The sequence below is a fragment of the Gemmatimonas sp. genome (assembly GCF_036405635.1).
In the GTDB taxonomy this organism is placed as follows: Bacteria; Gemmatimonadota; Gemmatimonadetes; order Gemmatimonadales; family Gemmatimonadaceae; genus Gemmatimonas.
This window is the reverse complement of the sequence record NZ_DASWXE010000171.1, coordinates 1-22,903: the sequence shown is the minus strand read 5'-3', so window position 1 is coordinate 22,903 and position 22,903 is coordinate 1. Positions and strand designations below refer to the sequence as shown.

Below are 22,903 nucleotides of genomic sequence, written 5' to 3'. Positions count from 1 at the left end.
CCCCGAGCCTATGTCGCACTCACCGGGGGAGCGGTCCCGGGCCTGCGGGTGGTGGCGCGTTCGGACGATCCCGCCGCGGTGGCGTTGTTTGGCCCGTTCCGGCGCGTGCAACAATTGCGTGAAGCGGTGCGGGCGCTGGCCGAGACGATGTCACTGCGGGACTGTACGCTGGAGGACAGCGGTGCACGCACGCCGCGCCGCAGCGGTCGCGCACCAGCGCTTTGGTTTGCTGCCGATCCCGAAGCTCCCGATGGACGAACGTTCGCCGTGGCGCGTTCACGGGCGCCGGCATGCCTCCGTCACGATCTCGGCACGTGTGCGGGGCCGTGCATCGGCGCGGGAGAGGCTGTGGACTATCGCGCAGCAGCCACCGAGGTTCGTGCGTTCTTCGAGGGTCGCGGTGATGGACCGGTGCGTCGCCTCGAAGCAGCGATGCATCAGGCCGCGGAAGAACTGGCATTCGAGCGCGCGCGCGTGCTGCGGGATCGTCTGTTGCTCGTGCGCTGGCTGTTCGACCGACTGCAGCACTTTCATGCCAACGTTGATCGTCTCACGTTCCGCTATCACGCCATCGGGCACGCCGACCGCGAATGGGTCTATCTCATTCGCCGCGGCACCGTGCGGGCAGAACTGCGCGCGCCAGAGAGCGACGCCGATCACGAAGCTTTTCGCACGCACGTGGAGCGCGTCTACGACGGAGCCGACCCGTCGGGCGCCGACATTCCCACGCACGACCTCGACGAGTTCTTTCTCGTGGCGAGCTGGTTCCGTCGCCGTCCCGTCGAGAAGCAGCGCACACGCACCGCGCGCGACTGACATGTGCCATCAAACACAAAACGACGTGCCCGATGTGAATCGGACACGCCGCTTTGTGGCCACTGCTCGCTTGCTTCGGGTCCCGCCCCTGGGTTGGCGTAGCAGTGGTACGGCGGGAAGTGTACGGACGGGTACCTTTCAAGCCGATTAACAGATTTTAGGTAATTCGCCGGGGCCGCTTGCCCCGATTCGACCAGTGCCTCTTCCCTCCCATGCGCCTGCTCGTCGTCGAGGATGATCCGAAACTTGCCCGTCTCATTGCGCGTGGTCTGCGCGAAGAGTCGTATGCCGTCGACACCTGCGAACTGGGCAAGGACGCCATCGCGCAGGCAGCCGTGAACACCTACGACGCCATCGTGCTCGATGTGATGCTCCCCGACATCGATGGCTTCACCGTGGTGCAGACCCTGCGCACGCGCAGCATTCGGACTCCGGTGTTGATGCTGACGTCGCGCGATGCGGTGGCCGATCGTATCACAGGGCTCGACAGCGGCGCCGATGACTATCTCGTCAAGCCGTTCGATTTTGGTGAGTTGCTCGCGCGCCTGCGCGCGCTGCTCCGCCGCCCGGAGTCACTGCAGGCCATGCATGTGTGTCTGGCCGACCTGGAGATCGATCTGCAGTCGCATGCCGTGACACGCGGTGGCACGCCGATCTCACTCACAGCCAAGGAATACGCGCTGCTCGAGCTGCTGGCCCGCAACGTGGGGCGCGTGCTCTCGCGCAGCGACATCGTGTCGCACGTGTGGGACGACAACCACGATCCGTTCACCAATGCCGTCGAAGTGTACGTGAACCGCCTGCGCGGCAAGATCGATCGTGAAGGGTTTGCCCCACTCATTCACACACGACGTGGTGCGGGCTACATCCTCACCGACATTCCGCCGGCCTGATCCCCCATGAAGCCCGTCCGCATCTCCATCCTGCTGCGCCTCACCCTGTGGAATGCCAGCATGCTCGCGCTGGTGCTCACGGTGTTCGTCGTCGGTGGGTGGTTCACGCTCACGCGCGTGGTGCAGGAACGTGCGATTTCCGCGGTGAGCGAATCGGCGCAGGTCGTGGCCGGCGCCGTGCGGGCCGAACGGCGCGCCATTTCGGCGCGCGGTGAAGTGGAGGAGGAACGTGGAGCCACCGAGCAGGCCGTGCTGCGCGAACTGCGCGTGGGCAATCTCGACATCTTCATCACCGATGAAGAGGCACAGCTGATGGCCGTGCGGCAGCCGCGGTTGCCATCGGACGTTGGCACCGAGGAAGAAGACGAGCACCGCGTCACGCTCCCGCAGCCGGTGCTGGAACTCCTGGAGGCGATGCGCGCCGGACGCGACGACGACATGGCCAACACCCTTGGCACGGAGTCCGGTGTGGCCGTGCGTCAGGTGTTGCTGGCCGATGGTCCGGCCCGTGTGGCCATGATGCGCGTCGTTCCGGAAGAACATGATTCGCCGGAAGAGCCCACATTGCTCGTGACGGCGCTGATGTCGGAAGCCGGCGATCGGTTGCTGCTGCGTCAGGTGCGCAACACGCTCATTCTCGCCATCCCGGCCGCGCTGCTGGCATCCGTGCTCGCGGGCTTTGCCATTGCGCGACGCAGCCTCTCGCCGCTCGAAGCCATCAACGTGCGCACCGCCTCCATCACCGCCGCCAATCTGGACGATCGGCTGCCGGTGGTGAACCCGCACGACGAGCTTGGCCGGCTCGCCCAGATCATCAACGGTCTGCTGTCGCGCGTCGATCTGGCTTTTCGCACGCAGCGTCAGTTCGTGGCAGACGCCTCGCACGAACTGCGCACGCCCATTGCCATCATTCGTGGCGAAGCCGAGGTGACGCTGCGCCGTACGGCACGCACCGAGGCCGAGTATCGCGAGGCGCTTGCCGTGATTCAGGGTGAATCCATCCGGCTCACGCGCATTGTGGAAGACCTGTTCCTGCTGGCCCGCGTGGATGCCGGTGGCCCGATCGCCACACGCGACACCGTGGAGTTGCCTGAACTGGCGGTCGACGCCGTACGCAGCGTGCGTTCACTCGCCCTCTCGCAGGAAGTCACGGTCACCTGTGAGATCGAACACTCGGCCGGGTCCGCGATCACTCACGGCGACGCCAGCCTGCTCCGTCGCCTGCTGATCAACCTGCTGGACAACGCCATCAAGCACACACCGCGCGGCAGCACGGTGCGTGTGGTGGTGGATCGTGAGGGGGGTGACCTGTTGCTGCGCGTGAGTGATGAAGGTCCCGGTGTGCCCGACGCCATTCGCCCACATGTGTTCGAGCGCTTCGTGCACGGCCCCAAAGTGACAGAGTCCGCCGCCAGCACCGGCGCTGGCCTGGGTCTCGCGATCGCCCAGGCCATCGCACACGTGCACGGTGGTCAGATTCTGCTCGCTCCCTCGATCGCTGGCGCGAGTTTCGAGGTGCGCCTGCCGGTACTCTCACCGGCAGGGGATGTGGCCTGATACCGCGTTCGGTGTATGCGGCCCAAGCTGCGCCCGACGTGCCAGCGCCATGAGCTGCCAGTAGAGCGCACGCATCTCCTGTTCCGGCAGCCCGGCTTCGCGCGCCCGTGCTGCCGCGCGCGTCACCACCGACGCCTCACGCGCCGGATCGAGCACCGGCTGACCGGTGCGCTGCTTGATCTCGCCGATCGCCCGGGCCAGCGACAACCGGCGCAGCAATGCCGACAGGATCTCGTCATCCACCCCGTCGATATCCTGACGGAGCTGATGCAGTTGCACCTGCTCCTGTGAGCTGAGCGCGATGGGCGAGGTCATGCGACCGCCGGTTCTGCCCACGGACAGCCGCGCCCAACCGCCTGCGCCACCGCCTGCACCTGCTGCATCATGCTCGCGAATGCGGACGGTTCGAGTGACTGCTCACCATCGCTCTTGGCCGTGGCGGGCGTCGGATGCACTTCCACGATCAGGCCATCAGCGCCCGCAGCAATCGCCGCCATCGCCAGTGGGGCCACCAGCGATGCCCGTCCACCGGCATGGCTCGGATCCACGATCACCGGCAGGTGTGATTCACGCTTGAGCACCGGGATGGCCGCGATGTCCATCGTGTTGCGCGTGGCGGTCTCGTAGGTGCGGATCCCGCGCTCGCACAACATCACGTCGCCGTTGCCCTGCGCCATGATGTACTCGGCCGCCATCAGCAGCTCGGTGATCGTGCCCGACAGGCCGCGCTTGAGCAGCACCGGACGCTGCACTTTGCCCACTTCGGTGAGCAGCGTGAAGTTCTGCATGTTGCGTGCACCGATTTGCAGCACGTCGGCATACGAGGCGACGAGCTCCACCTGTCGCGGGTCCATCACCTCGGTCACAATGGGCATACCCGTCTGCGCGCGCACATCGGCCATGATCTTGAGACCCTCTTCGCCCATCCCCTGAAATGCGTAGGGCGACGAACGTGGCTTGAATGCGCCGCCCCGCAGCAGGCGCGCACCCGCACGCTGCACGTGGTGCGCTGTCTCGTGCATCATCGCCTCACCTTCCACCGAACACGGGCCGGCGATCACCACGATGTCACGCCCACCGATCACCGTATCTGCAGGATCCCCGAAGCGAATGGCCGTGTCGCCCACCGAGAACTCGCGCGAGGCCAGCTTGTACGGCTTGAGTACAGGCAGCACCCGCTCGACGCCTTCCAGCTGTGTGAGGCCGTGCTCACTGAGCCGGCCTTCATCGCCGATACAACCGACAATGGTGCGATGCTCGCCGCGCGAGACATGCGTGCGCAGCCCGGCCGTCTCGACGTGTTCGATGATGCGGTCGAGGGCGTCGGCGGAGATGGAAGCGGTGGTGACGATGATCATGGGGTTCCCGTGGGGTGTGAGGCACTGTGTGGTGCACTGCCACGAGGACCGTGTTCGCCGAGCCTGTCAACAACAAAGGCCCGTGCGATTCGCACGGGCCTCTCAGCGGTGGGCGCGTCAGCGTCAGCTGCGCATGCCAAATTCGCCGGTGCCCATGCGGGTCGGCGGATAATAAAATCGGCAGGCGTAGGTGACGGCGAAGAAGTGACGCGACATGCCATGGAGGCTATCCCGGCCATGGAACGAAGTCAATATCATCCGCTCATGTCGAACGTGGTCGTGACACAGTCCGAGCATGCCGTGCTGCCCCGTGTGGCGTTTCAGGGTGAGGCCGGCGCCTTCAGCGAGATGGCCATTCGCCAGCATTGGCCAGACGGCGCCGATGCCATTGCCTGCCTCACCTTTCCCGAGGCCGTGCACCGTGTATGCGAGCAAGAAGTCGACTTCGCCATGATCCCGGTGGAGAACGCGATCGCCGGTGTGGTGCGTCCTGCGCACGACGCATTGCTGGCCGTCGGCGATCTTCTGCAGCCCTGTGGTGAGGTGCGTGTTCCCATTCACCTCTGCCTGATGGCGCCACACGGCGCGTCGCTGGCCGAACTGCGGGAGGTGCGCAGTCACGCCGTGGCATTGGCCCAGTGCCGGCTGTTCTTTGCGCGCCACGCATGGCTGGAGTCGGTGCCCCATGCCGATACCGCCGGCGCGGCCCGCGATGTGGCTGAGTGGGGTGATCGCACCCGCGGCGCGGTGGCCAGCGAATCGGCGGCTGCGCGCTATGGGCTCGAGATCATCGCGCACCACATCCAGGATATCCCGCACAACTGGACCCGCTTTCTGGTGCTGCAGCGCCGGGCCTGATCCGCAGGCAGGCCCCCCTCGACAGGGCGCTTCGCTCAGTCGATGATGTTGTCATGCCTTCCTTCCTCCGCATCACCACCGCGGCGGTGCTGACCTGCGCGCCCGGGCTATTGTTGGCCCAGCGCCCGGCAGCGCCTTCCGCGTCCCGCCCCGCCTCCGCCAGTTCGTCGCAAGCGGCCTTCGTGCCGATCTCCAAGGCTGTGCACGCAGCCATCGACGGCGAGCGCGCCCTGCGCACCGTGGACTACGTGCAGCGCTACTTCCGCCTGCCCGGCAACCGCGGCTTCGATTTCGCCATCGACACCGTCGCCTCGCTGCTGCGTGCGGCAGGTTATGTGCGCGAGGACAGCGCACCCGCGTCAGCGCGACTCGTGTATCGCGTGGAGTCACGCCCGATGGCCAACCAGGCCTGGACGCCGCTCGCCGCCTCACTGACCATCGCGGGTCGCAGCACGCCACTGCAGCAGTTCTCCACCAACCTGAACATGATCGCCATCAATTCCGGCTCCACGCCGGAAGGCGGTGTGACGGCGGAGTTGGTGGATGTGGGCACCGGCAGCGAGGCAGAGTTTGCAAAAGCCTCGGTGGCTGGCCGCATCGTGATGTCCACCGGCAGCGCCCGCGCCGTGTTCCCGCGCGCCATGCAGGCCGGTGCGATTGGTCTGCTCAACACGCAGAAGCTGCCAGCCTACAATCAGCAGGAGAAGAACACACGCGCCATTCAGTTCACCAGCGTGCCGCGTGACACCATCCGGCAGGGATGGACCATCTTCATCTCCTCGGCGTCCTACGATTCCCTGCGTGCAGCGCTCTCGACGTCTGCCGCACAGCCGCTGCGTGTGAAGGCCGAAGTGCGCACGCTGTTCGAGACGCGCCCCGAGCTCACCGTGGTGGCGGAGATCCGTGGACGCAGCCGCGCCGCCGAACGCTTCGTGTACTCGGCACATGTGCAGGAGCCGGGCGCCAACGACAACGCGTCGGGCGTGGGCGCGCTGGCCGAGATGGCGCGCGTGGCCGCCACGCTGGTGAAGAGTGGCGTGAGCAACCCGCAGCGCACCGTCACGTTCCTATGGGGCGACGAGATCCGCTCCACCGATCGCTTCCTCAAGGAAGACAGTGTGCGCCGCGCCGGCGTGAAGTGGGGCATGTCACTCGACATGGTGGGCGAGAACACCGATCTCACCGGCGGTTCGTTCCTCATCGAGAAGATGCCCGACCCGTCGGCGGTGTGGGTGCGTGGTGAAGACGAGCATTCGGAGTGGGGCGGAAAGCCGCTGGCCGAGAAGGACATTCGCGCGCACTGGTTCAACGACTTCGTACGGCAGCGTTGCCTCGATCGGGCACGGCAGACGCAGTGGGTGGTGAAAGCCAATCCGTTCGAGGGCGGCAGCGATCACACACCGTTCCTCAACGCGCAGATCCCGGCCGTGCTGCTCTGGCATTTCACCGATCAGTTCTATCACACCGACCTCGATCGCATCGGCATGGTGAGCCCCAAGTCGCTTGCCAATGTGGGCGCGTGTGCGCTGTCCACGGGCTTGTTGCTGGCCGACGGCTCCAACGCCATCGTACTGGCCGCATTGGATGAATTGGCCGGTGTGGCCGAGCGGACCATTCGGGCGCAAGCCGCGCTCAGTGCCGATACGCTCGCACGCGGTGGCAATGCGGACACGGAGCGGCATATCGTCGATACGTGGCGCGCCTACTACCTGGGTGCCATTGATCGCATCGGTGACATCGCGGTCGGGCCGGCGAACCTGCAGGCCGCCAGCGAGCGGGCCAAGGCACGGGTGCGCGCGGCGAAGTAGTTCTCAGAGACCGTGCGGGTTGCTGTGAGCGGCCATGTGGTGGAATTCCTCACAGCAACCTGCGCCATCGCCTGATTGAATGGGATGTGTGAATGCGCGACCCTGTGATGGTCACCCATCGCGGAGCAGGAATGTCGGACTCGGAGATGTTGGCGGGAATCTCACCGGAGCTGTTGGCCCGCTATGACGTGGCCGGCCCACGCTACACCAGCTATCCGGCCGTACCGGACTGGAACAAGGCGCCTGACGCCGCCGGATGGGCTGCCCATCTCGCTGCACTCGGCGCACCCGACACCTCAATCGCGCTCTACGTGCACCTGCCGTTTTGCGCCTCGCAATGTCTCTACTGCGGTTGCAATGCGACGGTGACCACGCGCGCCGAGATAGTCGACCGCTATCTGGTGCGACTGCGTATCGAATTGGACATGCTGTCACGCGCCATGGGCGGCCGTCCCCGTGTGAGCGAGATGCACTGGGGTGGCGGCACGCCGAACTTTCTGAATGATGCGCAGCTGGCCACGCTGCATGACGTGCTGCTCTCCACCTTCGAGATCGGCACGCACACGGAAAGCTCGCTGGAGGCGGACCCCCGATTGGTCACGCGCTCGCAGTTGCGTCTTCTGCGGCAACTGGGCTTCACACGCGTGAGTTTCGGCGTGCAGGATCTCGACGCGGTGGTACAGCAGGCCATCGGACGCGTGCAGCCACGGGCCATGGTGCAGGACGCCGTGACACTCGCCCGCGAGGAAGGATTCACCGGCATCAACTTCGATCTGATCTACGGGCTGCCGCACCAGACGCCCGAGCGATTCGCGGCCACCGTGAGCGACAGTCTGGCCATGCACCCTGATCGCATTGCGTGCTTTGGTTATGCGCACGTGCCCTGGATGCGCGCCCATCAACGCCGCATCGACATGCAGTCGCTGCCCGGTGCCACAGCGCGCTTTTCCCTGTTTCGGGACGCGGTGCAGCGTTTCGTTGGCGCAGGGTACGAATGGATCGGCATCGATCACTTTGCGCGCCCGGACGACGCGCTCACACAGGCCATGCGCAGCGGCGCGCTGCACCGCAACTTCATGGGGTACACCACGCAGCACAGCCCGCATCTGCTGGGGGTTGGCGTGAGTGCGATCTCATCGGTGAACGGCTGGTTCGTACAGAACGCGCCGCGGCTGGGTGAGTGGCAGCGCCGCCTCGAAGCCGGTGTGCTGCCGGTGATCGGTGGTCACATCCTGACCAGTGATGATCAGGTCCGTGGCGCCGCGATCGCTCACCTGATGTGCCATGCCGCACTGCCGGCCACGAGGTACCCGGACGACAAAGCCACCATGCAGGCGCTGTATTCACCATTTGTCGACGACGGCCTGGTCACCTTCGAAGACAGCGGCCTGCGCGCCACCGCGCAGGGACGCTGGCTGCTGCGCAATCTCGCCTTTCCGCTAGACGCCTATCGGGCACGACGCCATACGGCACCGATCACGGCCATCGCGAAGGACGACCTGTCCCATGCGCCGGAGATCGTCGCTCCGCGCTTCTCCCGGGCGGTGTGAAGCGCGTACATTGGCCGCATGGCGCTCGAGACATCTTATCTCTGGATCAAGGCGATGCATGTCATCGCCGTCATTGCCTGGTACGCGGGGCTGTTCTACATCTTCCGGCTCTTCGTGTACCACGTGCAGAAGCGCGATGAACCCGCCGTCGTGGCCACGCTCGAAGTGATGGAGCGCCGACTCATGCGCGCCATCATGGCCCCGGCCATGATCGTGGCCATTGCCATGGGTGCCTGGATGCTCGTGAAGCAGCCGGCCCTGCTGCGCATGCCCTGGATGCACCTCAAGCTGGGCGCGGTGTTTTTCCTGCTGGGATACCACGGGTTTGCGTCGTACACACGCAAGCGCCTGCTGCGCGGCGACTACTTCATCAGCGAACGCGCCTGCCGCATGATCAACGAAGTGCCCACGCTGCTGCTGTTCGCGATTGTTATCGCGGTGATCGTGCGCCCCTGATCGTACCTGTAAAGGAATTGTAGGTCAGGGAGCGCGCAGGCGTTCCTGCTGCAGCATGGTGGTGGGCCCCAGCAATGTCTCTATCCGCAGCAGCTGACGCGACTGCTTGCCGATCCACACCACCGAATCGCGCCCCTTGGCGATCGTGAACACCACCACGTGCGCGTCCTCGTCCTGCACCATGGCGCTGCCCGTGACCTTGATCTCGTACTCCTTGAGACCGGCATCAAGGTCAAACACCGCGAAGCGGGCGCTGTAGCCCTTCTCCAGCGGCAGCGAACGCACGAGCAAGTCCCAGTTGCCGGAATCGAATGCGGCAAATGGCAGCGTCGTGTCCACCGGCACCAGTGGTGCATCCACGGGACCAATGGAGGCCTTCACGCGCCGACCATTGAAGTCGAGCGCCATCCGCCGGGTGGGCTGCAACGAGCGATGCGCGCGCGGTGCCAACGTGCGTCCATCGGATACGGTGGAATCGATCAACTGGGACGTCCCGCGACGCACCGTCTGCACGCGACGCACCAGTACCTGATCTTTCGTGGAGTCGCGTTGTGTTTCGTCGATGACCTGCCCCGCTGATGTCGCTGCGCCGTCCCGCAGCAACGTGAGGGCATAGCGCACCGTGGCCGTCTGCACATGACGGCCGTCCACGACCGCATTGCCGGGACGAAGGGCCTGTGTGCTGTCCGATGTGGCAGATGCGCGTGCTGCGTTGTCCTGCGCACCGACAACCATCGGTGTGGCCATCGCCGACAGCACGACGCACGCCATCCGGATGTTTGTCATCACGGAGATGCGATCCGGGACGAACACAGCAATGATGCGCATGAGAGGAGGCAACCTTTCCGGGGCGAATGACGTCGTACGGCGCATGAACGAGTCTCTCCTCTCCATGGTGCCGGCCGTGCGGCGCCTGATCGGGGCGCTTGCCCTGACAATGTGTGCCGCCAGTGCCCTTCATGCACAGGCCGACGTGGTCCGCGGCCGAGTCCTCGACGATTCCGCCCGTGTCGTCTCCGGCGCGGTCGTCAGCATTACCCGCGGCCCCGACCGTCTGGTCCAGCAGGCCACCACCGATTCCTCCGGTCGCTACAGCAGCCGCTTCGATCCAGGCACGGGTGACTATCTGGTTCATGTTGCCGCGCCTGGCTTCCGCCCCGCCCGCCGCCGCGTGGAGCGCGCTGGTGAAGAACGTGAACTCGTGGCCGACTTCACACTGCAGCGCGACGTGGCCACGCTCGACGCCGTGCGCGTGACAGCGAGCCAGCCCGTGCGGGCACAGGCCCAGGTGGCGAGCGGATACTCCCGTGAAGTGGGCGCGTCGGAGCAATGGAATCAGGGTGTCGATGGACGCGTGAACGCCAACGACGCCGGCAACCTGAGTGCCATCGCCGGTACGGTGCCTGGCGTGACGATGACGCCTTCCGGTCCCTCCATGCTGGGCGCAGCACCAGGGTCCAACCTCACCACGCTCAACGGCATGGCCATGCCTGGGGGTTCGCTGCCGCGCGCGGCCCGGGCCGATGTGCGCGTCACCGGCGCGACCTTCGATGCCACACGCGGTGGCTTTGCCGGTGCCAACATCGATGTCAGGCTCGGTGCGGGTGATCGCAACTTCCAGAACCGCCGCGCCTTTGTCACGCTCAATGCGCCGCAGTTGCAGGCCACCGACGCCGTGGGTCGCTCGCTCGGTCTGCTCAATGGCGGCTTCCGGGCCAGCGTGGGAGCAGACGGTGAAGCCATTCGTCGCGCCCTCACCTACAACGTCGCGCTCGACGTGGGGCGCACGTCCAGTGATCCAGCCACGTTGCTCAGCAGCGACGGCGATGCACTCCGTCGGGCCGGCCTTTCACCCGACTCTGCGCAGCGCCTGCGTACCATCGCATCCAACATCGGCCTGCCACTGGGCGGTACCGGCATTCCCACGGCCCGTGTGCAGAACAATCTCACGTTCCTCGGTCGCCTCGATGATGTGCGCGACACGCTGCGCACGCTCACGCTGACCACGTTCGGCGGATTCACCAACGAAGGCGCGCTGGGCTTTGGTCCGCTCAGTGCTCCGGGCAACAGCGGCAAGCAGTCGCAGCAAACCATCGGCGGCCAGTTCCTGCAGAGTCAGTACGTGGGCAAGAACTACTTCACGCTGATGGAGAACCGCATCGCGGCCAGCCGTGTGCGGGAACGCACGTCGCCATATCTCGAGTTGCCGGGTGCCACGGTCCTCGCGCGATCGGCCTCCGACGCCGCCTCGAGCGACATCGTGCCGGTGGCGCTGGGCGGCAATCCCTTCCTCGCCACCAATGACACCCGCTGGACAGCCGAAGCGGCCAACGAGATGGTGTGGAATGCGCAGGGACGCCGCCATCGCTTCAAGACGTCGGCGTGGATTCGCGGCGATGGCCTCACGCAGGAAGGTCAGCCTAATGCGCTGGGCCAGTACACGTTCATGTCGCTGGCTGATCTCGCTGCCAATCGCCCGGCGTCGTACTCACGCACACTGGCGCAGCCAGTGCGTGAAGCCAGCGCCTACAATGCCGCACTCGCGTTCTCACATCAGTGGAATCCCAACCGCTGGTTCAGCACCCTGGCCGGCGCCCGCGTGGAAGGCAATCGCTTCGGCGATGCGCCGCCCGAGAACGCTGCACTCGAACAGGCGCTCGGCGTACGTACCGGCGTCGCGCCCAGCCGCATTCATGTGTCACCGCGCGCGGGGTTCAGCTACACCTATTCGCGTTCGCGTGAAAATGGCAACGGCCAGATGAACAACGGCTCCGGCAGCTGGTACCGCAACACCATGGGCATCATTCGTGGTGGCATCGGCGAGTTCCGCGATCTGTATCGTCCGGGCACGCTGGCCGATGCGATGGTGAATGCGGGCTTGCCCGGGAGCACCGTCGCACTCACCTGTGTGGGCAGCGCCGTGCCCGTGCCCGACTGGCGCGCACTCGGCAGTGGCAATGCGACGTTGCCGTCTTCCTGCGCCGACGGTTCCGGTGCGCTGGCCGAGCGCGCGCCCACCGTGACGCTGGTGGACCCGTCGTTCGACGTGCCGCGTAGCTGGCGTGCTTCCCTTGGCTGGGCAGGCTCGGTACGGCGCTTCCTGGTGCGTGTGGACGGCCTGTCGTCGTACGACCTGTCAAACCCCAGCACTGTCGACGCGAACTTCTCGGGCAACGGTCGCTTCACGCTCGCCGGTGAAGGGGGACGGCCCATGTACGTCACGTCGTCCGGCATCGATCCCACATCGGGCGCGGTGTCAGCGCGGGAATCACGCGTGAGCCCCGACTATGGACGCGTGTCCATGCGCACCAGCGACCTGCGCGGCTACGGCTCGCAGCTCACCACCACGGTGCAGCCGGAAATCTTCCGCGGACGCCGTGGCCCGCCACCGGTGATGTTCTCGGCATCGTACACCATTCAGCAGGTGCGCCAGCAGTTCCGCGGCAGCGACGGCGCCAACTTCGGCAACCCGCTCACACGTGAGTGGGCAGCGGGTATCAACGACGCCCGACATGCCGTGGTGTTTCAGGCCAGCACCACGGTGCCCAAGGTCGGCGTGTTCACCATGTTCACGCGCTTGCAATCGGGCACGCCGTTCACGCCCATCGTGCGCAACGACATCGATGGTGACGGCCGTGCCAACGACCGTGCGTTCGTGCCCAATCCCGGCACCGACACCGATGCCTCCACGCGTGCGCAGATGACCGCCCTGCTGGCCTCGGCGCCCGGCAACATTCGTAGCTGCCTGACCTCCCAGCTTGGTGGCGTTGCTGGCCGGCAGAGCTGCCGCGGGCCGTGGACCCAGCAGATGAACCTCATGTACCGCCCACGCCTGCCCAACATCCGCGGCCGTAACGCGCAGATGAACGTGGTGTTCGAGAACCCGCTGGCGGGTCTGGATCAGTTGCTGCACGGTGCCGAGCGTCTGCGAGGCTGGGGCACGCAGGCACAGCCCGATCCGGTGCTGCTGGTGCCGCGTGGCTTCGATGCCAACGCCCAGCGTTTCCGCTATGACGTGAACCCGCGGTTCGGTGACACACGCGCCTTCCGCACGCTCTCACGCGTGCCGTTCCGCATCGTGATGGATGTGTCCATCGACCTCTCGGTGCCGTACGACCTGCAGACCCTGCGCCGTGCCATCGAGCCGGTGAAGGGACGCGACAAGGCCACCAACAAGACCACGTGGACGCGCCGCAACGCCGATTCTGTGGCAGCGCTCTACCTGAGCCGCACCTCCAACCTGCACCGTGTGTTGCTCGCCGAAAGCGACTCGCTGTTTCTCACCAAGGAGCAGATCACGCGACTGCTGTCGGCCGACAGCGCGTACTCCGAACGCGTGCGTGCACTGTACAAGCCGCTGGCTGCGTTCCTGGCCGAACAGCCCGATGGCAGCGCCGGCAAGGCCGCCCTCGACACCGTGCAGGCTACCACGCGCCTCTACTGGCCCATCTTCTGGGAGCAGGTGGATCTGGCGATGGAAGTGATCAGCCAGCAGCAGCGTGAGCTGATGCCGCTGTTCAACAACATGAGCGCGGTGACCAAGGACGAACGTCGCAACGCACAGTGGAACTTCGGCTATCCCGTGCCGTTGGTACACAATCGCCCACGCGTGGGTGGGCAGCCCGGCAACCTGAACACATCAGTGACTCGAGGCCTGTTCTAGCGCTTCTCGAACATCTTCCACCGGTCGCCCGTCCAGATCACGATCGAGCCACACACCTGATCACGATACTGCGGCGGGCGCATACCAGTGACCGGATAAACCTCGATGGCGATGACTTGTGAGGATGCCACCCACAGCCCGAGTGTGCCATCGTTCGGGTAGAGGACGTTGTCCACCCAGACCCTCGGCGCACACCAGCCACTGTCGTACGCCCGCATCTGGTATATCTCGTCTCCTCGCGTGCCGAGTATCACCCGAACACCCGGCATGCCAGCGAATACATCACCGAGCCACACGGGCCTGAGTTGTTCGATGTCCTCAGGCCCGCGGTACATGCCAATCTTCTCCGCGCGACGGGATTCGAATCCCGTCAGCTTCGGATTGAAAATGCGAGCCCGCATCGCACGAATGCGCATGGTGTCCAATGAACTCGCCCGATACATGCTGAAATGCTGTCCTGCATTCCCGGGGGAATCCTCTGTGGCGGGGAAGAGATCCACCGGCACGCGCAGCGGATCGTATCCAATCGCACGACCCTCGAGTTCATAGGTGCCGCTGGGCAATCCGTTCAACACAAAGCCGCCATCGGCACGCGTGCGTACCTCGATACCGGAGCCGCGTACAGTCATTCGCACATCGGCCAGCGGTGTGCCAGCCGTGGAGCGCACGGTGCCACGGAGTCCGGCCGATCCTCTCGCGACCGTGATCGTCGAGGTATCAACGTGAGTCGGCGACTGGGAGTCGACCGGAGATGGTGTGGTGATCTGCACGGGCACTGCGCTGGCGGATCCCACGTATAGATCCCGGCGCCAGAGACCACCGGCCGGCACTTCCTGATCGATCACGCCCGACGAGTCGAGTGGCAGTTGGTCCGCGACATTGGTACGCCAGGCCGCGAGGCGCACCATCCCGGTCGTGGGAGTACCGCACACCACGAAGTGGCCCGCATCGTCGGTCGTCGCTTCCGTTCCCATCATGTGCGTCCGCACACCCGACGCACTCAGCATGTATTCGATCCACTGCGCGCGTACTCGCCCTCGCACTGGTGTGCGACCCGACTCGGCCTGACGCAATCTGCCGACGAGAAATCCCGACGTGTCCGTGGAGGATTGTGTGCCGCAGATTTTTGCGAAAAGGACGCGAGTCGTGGGTGTACTCAGCTGCACGCGGGTCGTACCACGCCTCCCCACCGAGACCTGTCGCGTGAGCTGCTCGATACCCAGCGAGTCGAAGCGTGGATGAATTGCCGCCAGCAGCCAGGAACCAGGGGGCAGGCTGTCAAAGCGGAAACGTCCGAGCGAATCCGTCAGGGTGGTACGCGCCTCTCCGAGATCCGACACCGGAGCCACCTGGACAGTGGTGCGTCTCATCGGATTGAAAGTCGTGCTGTCGAAGACAACCCCTTCAATCCGCGCACGCGGAGTTTCCTGTGCTCCGACAATGGTTGGCAGCGAAACACTCGCCAGCCCGAAAAGCAGCCCGACGGAAGTGAGGAGCGGTTTCCGGGAGGCCTTCATGTTGATTGACATTGTTGCCCTCACGGCCATTCGGAGCCGCCGACCTGTGAAGGCCAGCGGCTCCGCGCCTCGATAGAGTCCGGCATCACGCCGGCCCGCCGAGTCACTGCAGGTACGATCTCAGTACTTGTAGTGATTCGCCTTGTACGGACCGTTGACGTCTACGCCAATATACGACGCCTGGTCGGCAGTAAGCGTGGTCAGCTTTACGCCAAGCTTCTCGAGGTGCAGTCGCGCCACCTTTTCATCGAGGTGCTTGGGCAGCGTGTACACCTTCTTCTCGTACGATTCGGCGCGCGCATGCAGCTCGAGCTGGGCAAGCACCTGATTGCTGAAGCTGGCGCTCATTACGAAGCTCGGGTGACCCGTGGCACAGCCCAGGTTCATCAGGCGGCCTTCGGCGAGCACGAGAATGGAACGACCGCTCGGCAGCTGGAACTCATCGTACTGCGGCTTGATGTTCACGCGCTTCATGCCTTCGACCTTCTTGAGACCGGCCATGTCGATCTCGTTGTCGAAGTGACCAATGTTGGACACGATGGCCTTGTCCTTCATGCGGCTCATATGCTCCACCGTGATGACGTTCTTGTTGCCCGTCGCGGACACGAAGATGTCGGCCTGATCGACAATGTCTTCGAGCGTCGTCACCTGATAGCCCTCGAGGGCGGCCTGCAGGGCGCAGATCGGGTCGATTTCGGTGATGACCACACGCGCACCCTGACCCTTGAGGGCCTGCGCGCAGCCCTTGCCCACATCGCCGTAGCCGAGCACGACGACAATCTTGCCGGCCAGCATGACGTCGGTCGCGCGGTTCAGGCCGTCCACCACCGAGTGACGGCAGCCGTACAGGTTGTCGAACTTCGACTTGGTCACCGCGTCGTTCACGTTGATGGCCGGGAACGCGAGCGTGCCCGCCTTCTCCATCTCGTACAGGCGATGCACACCCGTGGTGGTTTCTTCCGACACGCCGCGAATGCCCGCGAGCACCTTGGTCCAGCGACCCGGGTTCTTTTGCTGCTCCACACGCAACAGATCGAGGATCACGCCCCACTCTTCCGGCTCGTTGTCCGCGTCGAACGCCGGCACCTTACCGTCACGCTCGAAGTCGGTGCCACGGTGCACGAGCAGCGTCGCGTCACCACCATCATCCAGCAGCAGATTCGGACCCGTGCCATCGGGCCACATCAGCGCCTGCTCGGTGCACCACCAGTACTCCTCGAGTGTTTCGCCCTTCCACGCGTACACCGGCGTGCCATTCGGCTTGTCGGTCGTGCCGTTCGGACCCACCGCCACGGCCGCCGCCGCGTGATCCTGCGTGGAGAAGATGTTGCACGACACCCAGCGCACATCCGCGCCCAGGGCGACGAGCGTTTCGATCAGCACGGCCGTCTGCACCGTCATGTGCAACGAACCCATGATCTTCGCGCCCTTGAGCGGCTGCGCCGCACCGTACTCCGCGCGCAGCGCCATCAAACCCGGCATTTCCTGCTCGGCCAGGCGGATTTCCTTGCGGCCCCACTCGGCGAGCGAAAGGTCGCGCACGGCGAAGGTGGGGCGATCGAGCGACGCCAACAACGCGACGCCCTTTTCGGTCATGATGGAAGTGCTCATGTGCGGTTTCGGTGATGTGAAATGAATGTGGTACAGCGTGTCGTCGTACGTGTCGTGAAACGTGCAGTGCTACGGAGAACGTCATTGGTGTTGCAACGCCTGCGAGATGTCTCGGTCATGCGATCACCTGCGCCGGCTTTGGCAGTGCGGTTGCGGTGCAGGCAAACAGCGCCGGGCCGCTCGCCGCCGCGTCGAGCGGCAACGGCGTGACGCGCACATCGACGAAGCCCGCTTCGTGCAGCCAGCCTGTCAGCGTGTCAGCCGGGAACCCCAGCCACACATGTCCCATCGTGTCGCGATAGCGCTCGTGCGCATGCGGCTGCATGTCCACCAGCAGCACGCGCCCGGCGGGACGCAATACACGATGTACTTCACGCAGCGCACGCAGCGGATCGGCCACGTGATGCAACACCAGCATGAGCACGGCCACATCGAGGGCGTGATCATCCAGCGGCAGTGCTTCGATGGCGCCCTCAGTCACCGTGACATGGGCAAACGGTGCGAGGCGTGCTGCTGCTGCCGCAAGCATCGCGGGCGAAGCGTCGATCGCATGGACTTCGCGCACATGCGGAGCGAGCGCGGCACTGAGCGCGCCGGTGCCGCAGCCGAGGTCGCCGACCACCAACGTGGGATCGAGCAGCGCCAAAAGGGCGAGCAGGTCGGCGCGCGCACCAAAGAGCTGTGCGCGCAGGTCATCCCATTCCGCACTGGCCGTGGCGAAGAAGCTCTGTGTGACCGTGCGGCGCGCGGCGAGTACAGCATCCACCCGGGCGGCGTCCTGCAGCGCGGCGGGGGTACAGGCGAAGGCTTCCCGCACCAGACTCCACAACGCGAGCATGGCCGGATCGAGTTGGGGGTGGCGGCGGTACCAGCGGCTGGCGCCTTCAGCCCGGGACGCCAGCCATCCCTGATCGGCCAGAATCTTGAGGTGTCGGCTCACCGTGCTCTGCGGCAGCTGCAGAGCGGCGGCGAGTTCTCCCACGGTCAGTTCCTGTCGCTCGATCGCGGCCAGTAGTCGGCTGCGGGTCGGATCGGCGAGCTCGACCATACGATCGTGGATGGACAGCCGGGGAGTGGTCACGCCGCAATATATCCATCAATCCGGATGAAAGGATAGCGCACTGCCTTTGTGAGGTTTTTCCTCTCGCCCAGCGGCGACCATACAGTACGTTGCCCATATGTTCGACCTGACCATCGCCTTCGACCTGCTGGTCGCCACCCTTGTCGGGATGGCGGTGGGGATCGAGCGCGAATGGTCGGGGCACACCAAGGGTCCGGACGGGCGATTTGGCGGCGTGCGAACCTTTGCGCTGCTGGGCGCCCTGGGTGGATTTGCCGGGTGGCTGCTGCGACTTGGGCTGGAGCCGGCGGGCATCCTCGTGGCCGGGGCCGCGCTGGCGTTCGTGGTGGTCTCGTACTTCACGGCCATGAACCGCCCCGGCACCAGCGCCGACAGCACCACCGAAGTCGTGGCGTTGCTGGTGGTGGTGTTGGGTGTGGTAGCCGGCCTGGGTCATCGCACCGTGGCCAGCGCCGCGGGAGCCCTGTCGGTGCTGTTGCTGGCCGAAAAGTCGCGCTTGCAGGATGTGCTGACACGGGTGGCGCCCAACGAGATGCGCGCCGCGCTCCAGTTCGCGGTGCTGGCGCTGGTGATCCTGCCACTCATTCCGGCGGGATCATTCGGTCCATACGACGCCTTTCAGCCGCGCCAGCTCTGGATTGTGGTGCTGATCTTCTCGGCGCTCAACTTCGCGGGCTACATCGCGCGCCGCGTGATCGGCGAGACGCATGGCCTCGCAGTGACGGGTTTGCTGGGCGGACTCGTGTCGTCCACCGCAGTGACGCTCACGTTCAGTCGCCGTAGTCGCGACGATGCCAGCGGTGCGTTGGCATTGCCGCTCGCGCTGGGCGTGGTGGCGGCGTGCACGGTGCTGGTGCCGCGCGTGCTGGTGATCTCCACCATGCTGCAGCCCGCAGTGGGGCTGGCAGCGAGTTTTGTACTCGGTCCGGCGTTCTTTGTGGGTGTGAGCCTTATCGCCTTCGTGCTCTGGCGCGAGCGGGGCACGCGGCCTGCGAAGCAGGAAGACGCTGGTGATACCGTGTCGGCGGGGCTTGGTGAGAATCCACTGGGCCTCTGGTCATCGTTGCAGATGGCGATCGCGTTTCAGGTCGTGCTGTTCGCCATCGCGTGGGTGCAGCGCACGGCGGGAGAAACGGGCGTGCTGGCTTCCGCCACGCTGCTCGGTCTCACCGATGTCGACGCACTGACCGTGTCCATGGCGCGCTACGGCACCGATGCCGGCGAGACCAACCATGTACGCATCGCGGCGGCGGCCATGGGCATCGGCGTGTTGTCCAACACCATGCTCAAGCTGGTCATCACGCTCGTGCTGGGCGCCCCGCGCTATCGCTGGCATGTGGCGGTGGGTCTGCTGTTGCTGGGTGTGGCCGTTGGCGCGGGTGTACTGGTGCGCTGGCCATGACCATGCCTGTCGAACCGGTGGGCATCGCGGATCGTCTGCATGAGCGCATCAGCGCGCTGGGTGGTGTGACCCGTCGCCTGATCGAACCCGTTGGCACCGGTGCGCGGTTCGTGCGTGAGGTCCTGCGCGCCACAAAAGACACGAAGCAGTGGCTGCCAGAGTTCTCCACGCACGCGCGCATTCTGGGCGTGGAGTCGTTGCCCATCGGCGTGTTCATCGCCCTCTTCACCGGCATCGTGCTGGCCCTGCTGGCGAGTTACAGCGTGGGCGATCTGGTACCGCCGTATTTCGTGGGCACCTTGGTGCAAAAGACTGTCGTGCTCGAGCTGGCCCCGGTGCTCACCGGTCTGGCGCTGGCGGGGCGTGTGGGTGCCAACATCGCCGCCGAGTTGGGCACGATGCGTGTCACCGAGCAGATCGACGCGCTCGAGACGCTCACCTTCGACCCGATGAGTCATCTGGTGGTGCCCCGTGTGGTGGCATCGGCGGTGATGTTTCCGGTGGTGGTGGGCATGGCGATGCTGGTGGGGCTGCTGTCGGGTTGGGTGGCGTCGCTCGTACTGCTCGACATCTCCACGCCGCAGTTTCTCAAGGGCGTGCGGTTGTTCTTTCAACCGTTCGATGTGCGCTACGGACTGGTGAAATCGGCCAGCTTCGGCGCCGCAGTGGCACTTATTGGGTGCCGAGCGGGGTTGAACACCCAGGGCGGTGCGCAGGGTGTGGGGCGCAGCGCTACGCGCGCCGTCGTGATCTCCGCCGTGATGATTCTCGTGCTCGATGCTTTCTGGGCGATGGTGTGGCTCACCGGTCGTTCGCTGCGATGAGCTACGCGCCTCTGAATCTCTGTCCCTTTGCGTCATGACCACTTCGAAACGCACCAGTGATTTCATCGTCGGTCTCACCGTGCTCATTGCCACGGTGCTGATCGTGGGCACGGTGTTGTGGATCAAGCAGGCCGACCTCGGCGGGCGTCAGCAGCACGTGACCGTGCGCAGCCGCGAAGTGGGCGGCGTGGCACTGGGCAATCCGGTGGTGATCCGCGGTGTGCGCTCGGGGCGCGTGGAATCGATCGCCCTCGGCGCACCGGGATGGGTGATCATCTCGCTGGGTCTCGATCGTGGTGTGCAGTTACCACCCGACCCGGTGGTGCTGCTGGCAGCATCAAGCCTGTTCGGCGAATGGCAGGCAACGATCACCACAGCCACTGGCGTGCCACCCGATCGTGATCTGCGCGCCGCCATCGCCGAAGCGCGCACGCAGAGCGACACCCTCGCAGGTGCCGTGATGCCCGACATCGCGCAACTCACCACCGTGGCGGGCCGTCTGGCCGGTGATGTGGCCAAGGTGGCCGATCGTGTGCAGGTGGCGTTCGACGACGATGCGGCAAAGGAGTTGCGCGAATCCATCCGCAATTTCGCCCATCTCTCCACAGTGCTGGCCAAGACCATCGACGTGCAGTCGAAGAATCTCGACCAGATCAGTGGTGATGTACACAGCGGTGTCACGCGCATCAACGCCGCCGCCGATCGTCTGAATGCGTTTTCCTCGCGCATGGATTCGGCGACCAGCAACGGTGAACTGCAGCAGATCGTGTCCAGCTCACAGCAAGCCGCGCGGGAACTGCTCACCGCTACCACCAACCTGCGCGACATGACCGCCAAGCTCGATCGCACCGAAGCGCGCCTGTCGACGGTGATCTCGCGCGCCGACTCGGTGTTCATGAAGGCCAACGGCACCAACGGCACGCTCGGCCTGATGATGAACGACCCCGCGCTGTATCAGCAGAGCGACTCACTCGTGCGCGAACTGCGCGCCCTGGTCGCCGACGTGAAGAAGAATCCCAGGCGCTATCTCAATCTCCGGGTCTTCTGATATCAGACGTCTAAAATCTGACGTCTGGTATCTGAAATCAGCCCCCCTCGCCGCGCACGACAGGCAGCCGGCGCCAGTGCTCAGACCTCTGACATCTACGAAGGTCTGATCTCTCACATTCTATATCCGTCAGATCTCTGATCTCTGATATCTGACCTCTGAATATCTGAACCCCGCGTTCAGATCTGCGGTACCGCCAACACGCCACATCTCGCTGTCCGAAGAACTCGCGTCGCCACCGATCCCACGATCAGCCGTTCCAGCAGCGTATGCCGCTGCGTGCCAACCGCGACCAGGTCCGCCCGCGCCTGCTGCGCAAAGGCCAGCAGTGCCGGTGCCGGATCACCGCGCACCGTGACCGTGTCCACCGTTATCTCAGTCGGCGCATTGAGCAGGCGCCGCACCTGCACAAACAACGGCGGCAGTGTACGACCGTATTCAGCGTCCCATGTCTGCCAATCTGAGGACGGATGTTCGAAACGCGGACGCACATGCACCAGTGTGAGACGCCCCCCCGTGGTGAGCATCTGCATGGCCAGTTGCGCCGCACGCACACTCGCCGCGCTGAAGTCGAGCCCCACCACCGCGTGCACCGGCGTGGCGGGAAAGTGCGCGCCCACCGCCAGCACCGGCACGCGTGATTCCCGGAGCGTGGCCAGCGTCGTCTCCGTGCCGAACAGCCGGTCCAGTGGATTGTGCCGACCGATGCCCATCACCATCAGCGCGGCATCACGGTCGGCCGCTTCCTGCGCGAGCAACCGCGAGGGTGAGCCCACGACCACATGAATGGGCCATTGCGGATCTCCCGATGCGGCAATCGACACCGACCGCCGCAGGTCCGACAGCATGGTCACGCGTCGTGACTCGTCGAGCTCTGCGGGCACGGGCAGCACATCCATGCCACCCGCAACGCCCGTGATCGGCTCACACACGCCGATCACTTCGATCGGTGCGCCCAGGGCCGAACCGGCCAGTCGCGCCGCACTGAACAGCGCGTCATTGGTCTCCGGTGCCCCGTCGCTCGCCACCATGACCGGCCCACGCCGGAGCGGCGACAGGTCATGCGGCAGGGTGGTGATCACATCGGCGGGCGCGGACATGGGCGAATGGTCGCCTATCCGCCAACCCAGCTCCATCGGGGACTCCTGTCCGACGCGTCAGGGAATCCCGCACATCCGCATGCGCATCACATGCCAGTCGACATGCCAATCGACATGCACATGCGAATTGCCGATGCGCGGACTACAACGCCCAACGCAGTCCGCGGGCGGTGCGATCGAGCAGTCGATGCACCAGACCGCGCTGCTTCCAGGCGGCGAGTGTGATCTCGGTGCTCCCCGACAGATCTTCTTCGAAGCTCTGATCGAGCGCTTTGCCAAAAGCGTCGTCGAAGATCAACACGTTGCATTCCGCATTGAGCCAGAAAGAACGGAAGTCGAGGTTGGACGATCCCACGAGACC

18 protein-coding genes and 1 pseudogene are annotated in these 22,903 nt (G+C 65.2%); 11 read left to right on the top strand and 8 right to left on the bottom strand.

The genetic code is table 11. The features are described 5' to 3' along the window. From VGE27_RS13745 to VGE27_RS13735, 3 genes are all read left to right on the top strand, one after another. The coding region (locus tag VGE27_RS13745; protein ID WP_331050239.1) for a UvrB/UvrC motif-containing protein at positions 1-816 on the top strand (816 nt) is incomplete at its 5' end. A gap of 212 nt (positions 817-1,028) precedes the next feature. Next, a complete protein-coding gene (locus VGE27_RS13740; protein ID WP_331050238.1) occupies positions 1,029-1,709 on the top strand; it encodes a response regulator transcription factor in 681 nt (226 codons plus the stop codon). A 6-nt stretch (positions 1,710-1,715) separates the two neighbouring features. Next, positions 1,716-3,266, top strand: a complete 1,551-nt coding sequence (locus tag VGE27_RS13735) for a sensor histidine kinase (protein WP_331050237.1) — start codon at positions 1,716-1,718, stop codon at positions 3,264-3,266. On the opposite strand, the gene VGE27_RS13730 is transcribed toward VGE27_RS13735, so the two are convergent. Continuing rightward, a complete protein-coding gene (locus VGE27_RS13730; protein ID WP_331050236.1) occupies positions 3,243-3,581 on the bottom strand; it encodes a chorismate mutase in 339 nt (112 codons plus the stop codon). The genes VGE27_RS13735 and VGE27_RS13730 overlap by 24 nt on opposite strands. Continuing rightward, positions 3,578-4,624 (bottom strand): 3-deoxy-7-phosphoheptulonate synthase, encoded by a 1,047-nt coding sequence (gene aroF, locus VGE27_RS13725; protein WP_331050235.1) that lies wholly within the window; start codon positions 4,622-4,624, stop codon positions 3,578-3,580. Before aroF ends, VGE27_RS13730 begins: the two co-directional genes overlap by 4 nt. A gap of 264 nt (positions 4,625-4,888) precedes the next feature. Between aroF and VGE27_RS13720 the strand changes: the two genes are divergently transcribed. The 4 genes from VGE27_RS13720 to hemJ all read left to right on the top strand — a co-directional run bounded on the left by VGE27_RS13720 (position 4,889) and on the right by hemJ (position 9,296). Beyond that, positions 4,889-5,482 (top strand): prephenate dehydratase domain-containing protein, encoded by a 594-nt coding sequence (locus VGE27_RS13720; protein ID WP_331050234.1) that lies wholly within the window; start codon positions 4,889-4,891, stop codon positions 5,480-5,482. Between the two features lie 53 nt (positions 5,483-5,535). Continuing rightward, complete coding sequence (locus VGE27_RS13715) at positions 5,536-7,290, top strand: M28 family peptidase (protein ID WP_331050233.1); 1,755 nt, start codon at positions 5,536-5,538, stop codon at positions 7,288-7,290. Positions 7,291-7,382: 92 nt separating this feature from the next. Beyond that, positions 7,383-8,840 carry an oxygen-independent coproporphyrinogen III oxidase gene (hemN, locus tag VGE27_RS13710; protein WP_331050232.1) on the top strand — a complete coding sequence of 486 codons (1,458 nt, stop codon included), beginning with the start codon at positions 7,383-7,385 and terminating at the stop codon, positions 8,838-8,840. 18 nt (positions 8,841-8,858) lie between these two features. Then, positions 8,859-9,296: a protoporphyrinogen oxidase HemJ gene (gene hemJ / locus VGE27_RS13705; RefSeq protein WP_331050231.1), complete on the top strand. Its 438-nt coding sequence runs from the start codon at positions 8,859-8,861 to the stop codon at positions 9,294-9,296. Positions 9,297-9,320: 24 nt separating this feature from the next. On the opposite strand, the gene VGE27_RS13700 is transcribed toward hemJ, so the two are convergent. Further along, complete coding sequence (locus VGE27_RS13700; RefSeq protein WP_331050230.1) at positions 9,321-10,082, bottom strand: hypothetical protein; 762 nt, start codon at positions 10,080-10,082, stop codon at positions 9,321-9,323. 85 nt (positions 10,083-10,167) lie between these two features. On the opposite strand from VGE27_RS13700, the gene VGE27_RS13695 reads away from it, so the two are divergent. After that, positions 10,168-13,959 (top strand): carboxypeptidase-like regulatory domain-containing protein, encoded by a 3,792-nt coding sequence (locus VGE27_RS13695; protein WP_331050229.1) that lies wholly within the window; start codon positions 10,168-10,170, stop codon positions 13,957-13,959. Here the strand turns inward: VGE27_RS13695 and VGE27_RS13690 are convergent. The 3 genes from VGE27_RS13690 to VGE27_RS13680 form a co-directional block, all read right to left on the bottom strand. After that, on the bottom strand, positions 13,956-15,476 hold the full coding sequence (locus tag VGE27_RS13690; protein ID WP_331050240.1) for a carboxypeptidase-like regulatory domain-containing protein: 1,521 nt from the start codon (positions 15,474-15,476) through the stop codon (positions 13,956-13,958). The genes VGE27_RS13695 and VGE27_RS13690 overlap by 4 nt on opposite strands. A gap of 120 nt (positions 15,477-15,596) precedes the next feature. Continuing rightward, positions 15,597-17,072 (bottom strand): adenosylhomocysteinase, encoded by a 1,476-nt coding sequence (gene ahcY / locus VGE27_RS13685; protein WP_345788023.1) that lies wholly within the window; start codon positions 17,070-17,072, stop codon positions 15,597-15,599. Between the two features lie 130 nt (positions 17,073-17,202). Beyond that, on the bottom strand, positions 17,203-18,168 hold the full coding sequence (locus VGE27_RS13680) for a metalloregulator ArsR/SmtB family transcription factor (protein WP_331050227.1): 966 nt from the start codon (positions 18,166-18,168) through the stop codon (positions 17,203-17,205). A gap of 97 nt (positions 18,169-18,265) precedes the next feature. Here VGE27_RS13680 and VGE27_RS13675 point away from each other — a divergent pair, with 97 nt between their 5' ends. The 3 genes from VGE27_RS13675 to VGE27_RS13665 are packed head-to-tail and all read left to right on the top strand — an operon-like array spanning position 18,266 to position 21,442. After that, complete coding sequence (locus VGE27_RS13675; protein WP_331050226.1) at positions 18,266-19,570, top strand: DUF4010 domain-containing protein; 1,305 nt, start codon at positions 18,266-18,268, stop codon at positions 19,568-19,570. Then, positions 19,567-20,394 carry an ABC transporter permease gene (locus VGE27_RS13670; RefSeq protein WP_331050225.1) on the top strand — a complete coding sequence of 276 codons (828 nt, stop codon included), beginning with the start codon at positions 19,567-19,569 and terminating at the stop codon, positions 20,392-20,394. The genes VGE27_RS13675 and VGE27_RS13670 overlap by 4 nt, the downstream gene beginning before the upstream one ends. 34 nt (positions 20,395-20,428) lie before the next feature. Then, positions 20,429-21,442 carry an MlaD family protein gene (locus tag VGE27_RS13665; protein ID WP_331050224.1) on the top strand — a complete coding sequence of 338 codons (1,014 nt, stop codon included), beginning with the start codon at positions 20,429-20,431 and terminating at the stop codon, positions 21,440-21,442. 179 nt (positions 21,443-21,621) lie between these two features. On the opposite strand, the gene VGE27_RS13660 is transcribed toward VGE27_RS13665, so the two are convergent. Next, positions 21,622-22,542 carry a universal stress protein gene (locus tag VGE27_RS13660; protein ID WP_331050223.1) on the bottom strand — a complete coding sequence of 307 codons (921 nt, stop codon included), beginning with the start codon at positions 22,540-22,542 and terminating at the stop codon, positions 21,622-21,624. 142 nt (positions 22,543-22,684) lie between these two features. After that, positions 22,685-22,903 (bottom strand): annotated as a pseudogene (locus VGE27_RS13655) (cardiolipin synthase B); the annotation flags it as partial.

Excerpts from the sequence above, each read along its gene's own strand:
- VGE27_RS13740 (WP_331050238.1), top strand. The coding sequence starts at position 1,029 with ATGCGCCTGCTCGTCGTCGAGGATGATCCGAAACTTGCCCGTCTCATT.
- VGE27_RS13735 (WP_331050237.1), top strand. The coding sequence starts at position 1,716 with ATGAAGCCCGTCCGCATCTCCATCCTGCTGCGCCTCACCCTGTGGAAT.
- VGE27_RS13730 (WP_331050236.1), bottom strand. The coding sequence starts at position 3,581 with ATGACCTCGCCCATCGCGCTCAGCTCACAGGAGCAGGTGCAACTGCAT.
- aroF (WP_331050235.1), bottom strand. The coding sequence starts at position 4,624 with ATGATCATCGTCACCACCGCTTCCATCTCCGCCGACGCCCTCGACCGC.
- VGE27_RS13720 (WP_331050234.1), top strand. The coding sequence starts at position 4,889 with ATGTCGAACGTGGTCGTGACACAGTCCGAGCATGCCGTGCTGCCCCGT.
- VGE27_RS13715 (WP_331050233.1), top strand. The coding sequence starts at position 5,536 with ATGCCTTCCTTCCTCCGCATCACCACCGCGGCGGTGCTGACCTGCGCG.
- hemN (WP_331050232.1), top strand. The coding sequence starts at position 7,383 with ATGCGCGACCCTGTGATGGTCACCCATCGCGGAGCAGGAATGTCGGAC.
- hemJ (WP_331050231.1), top strand. The coding sequence starts at position 8,859 with ATGGCGCTCGAGACATCTTATCTCTGGATCAAGGCGATGCATGTCATC.
- VGE27_RS13700 (WP_331050230.1), bottom strand. The coding sequence starts at position 10,082 with ATGACAAACATCCGGATGGCGTGCGTCGTGCTGTCGGCGATGGCCACA.
- VGE27_RS13695 (WP_331050229.1), top strand. The coding sequence starts at position 10,168 with ATGAACGAGTCTCTCCTCTCCATGGTGCCGGCCGTGCGGCGCCTGATC.
- VGE27_RS13690 (WP_331050240.1), bottom strand. The coding sequence starts at position 15,476 with ATGAAGGCCTCCCGGAAACCGCTCCTCACTTCCGTCGGGCTGCTTTTC.
- ahcY (WP_345788023.1), bottom strand. The coding sequence starts at position 17,072 with ATGACCGAAAAGGGCGTCGCGTTGTTGGCGTCGCTCGATCGCCCCACC.
- VGE27_RS13675 (WP_331050226.1), top strand. The coding sequence starts at position 18,266 with ATGTTCGACCTGACCATCGCCTTCGACCTGCTGGTCGCCACCCTTGTC.
- VGE27_RS13670 (WP_331050225.1), top strand. The coding sequence starts at position 19,567 with ATGACCATGCCTGTCGAACCGGTGGGCATCGCGGATCGTCTGCATGAG.
- VGE27_RS13665 (WP_331050224.1), top strand. The coding sequence starts at position 20,429 with ATGACCACTTCGAAACGCACCAGTGATTTCATCGTCGGTCTCACCGTG.
- VGE27_RS13660 (WP_331050223.1), bottom strand. The coding sequence starts at position 22,542 with ATGTCCGCGCCCGCCGATGTGATCACCACCCTGCCGCATGACCTGTCG.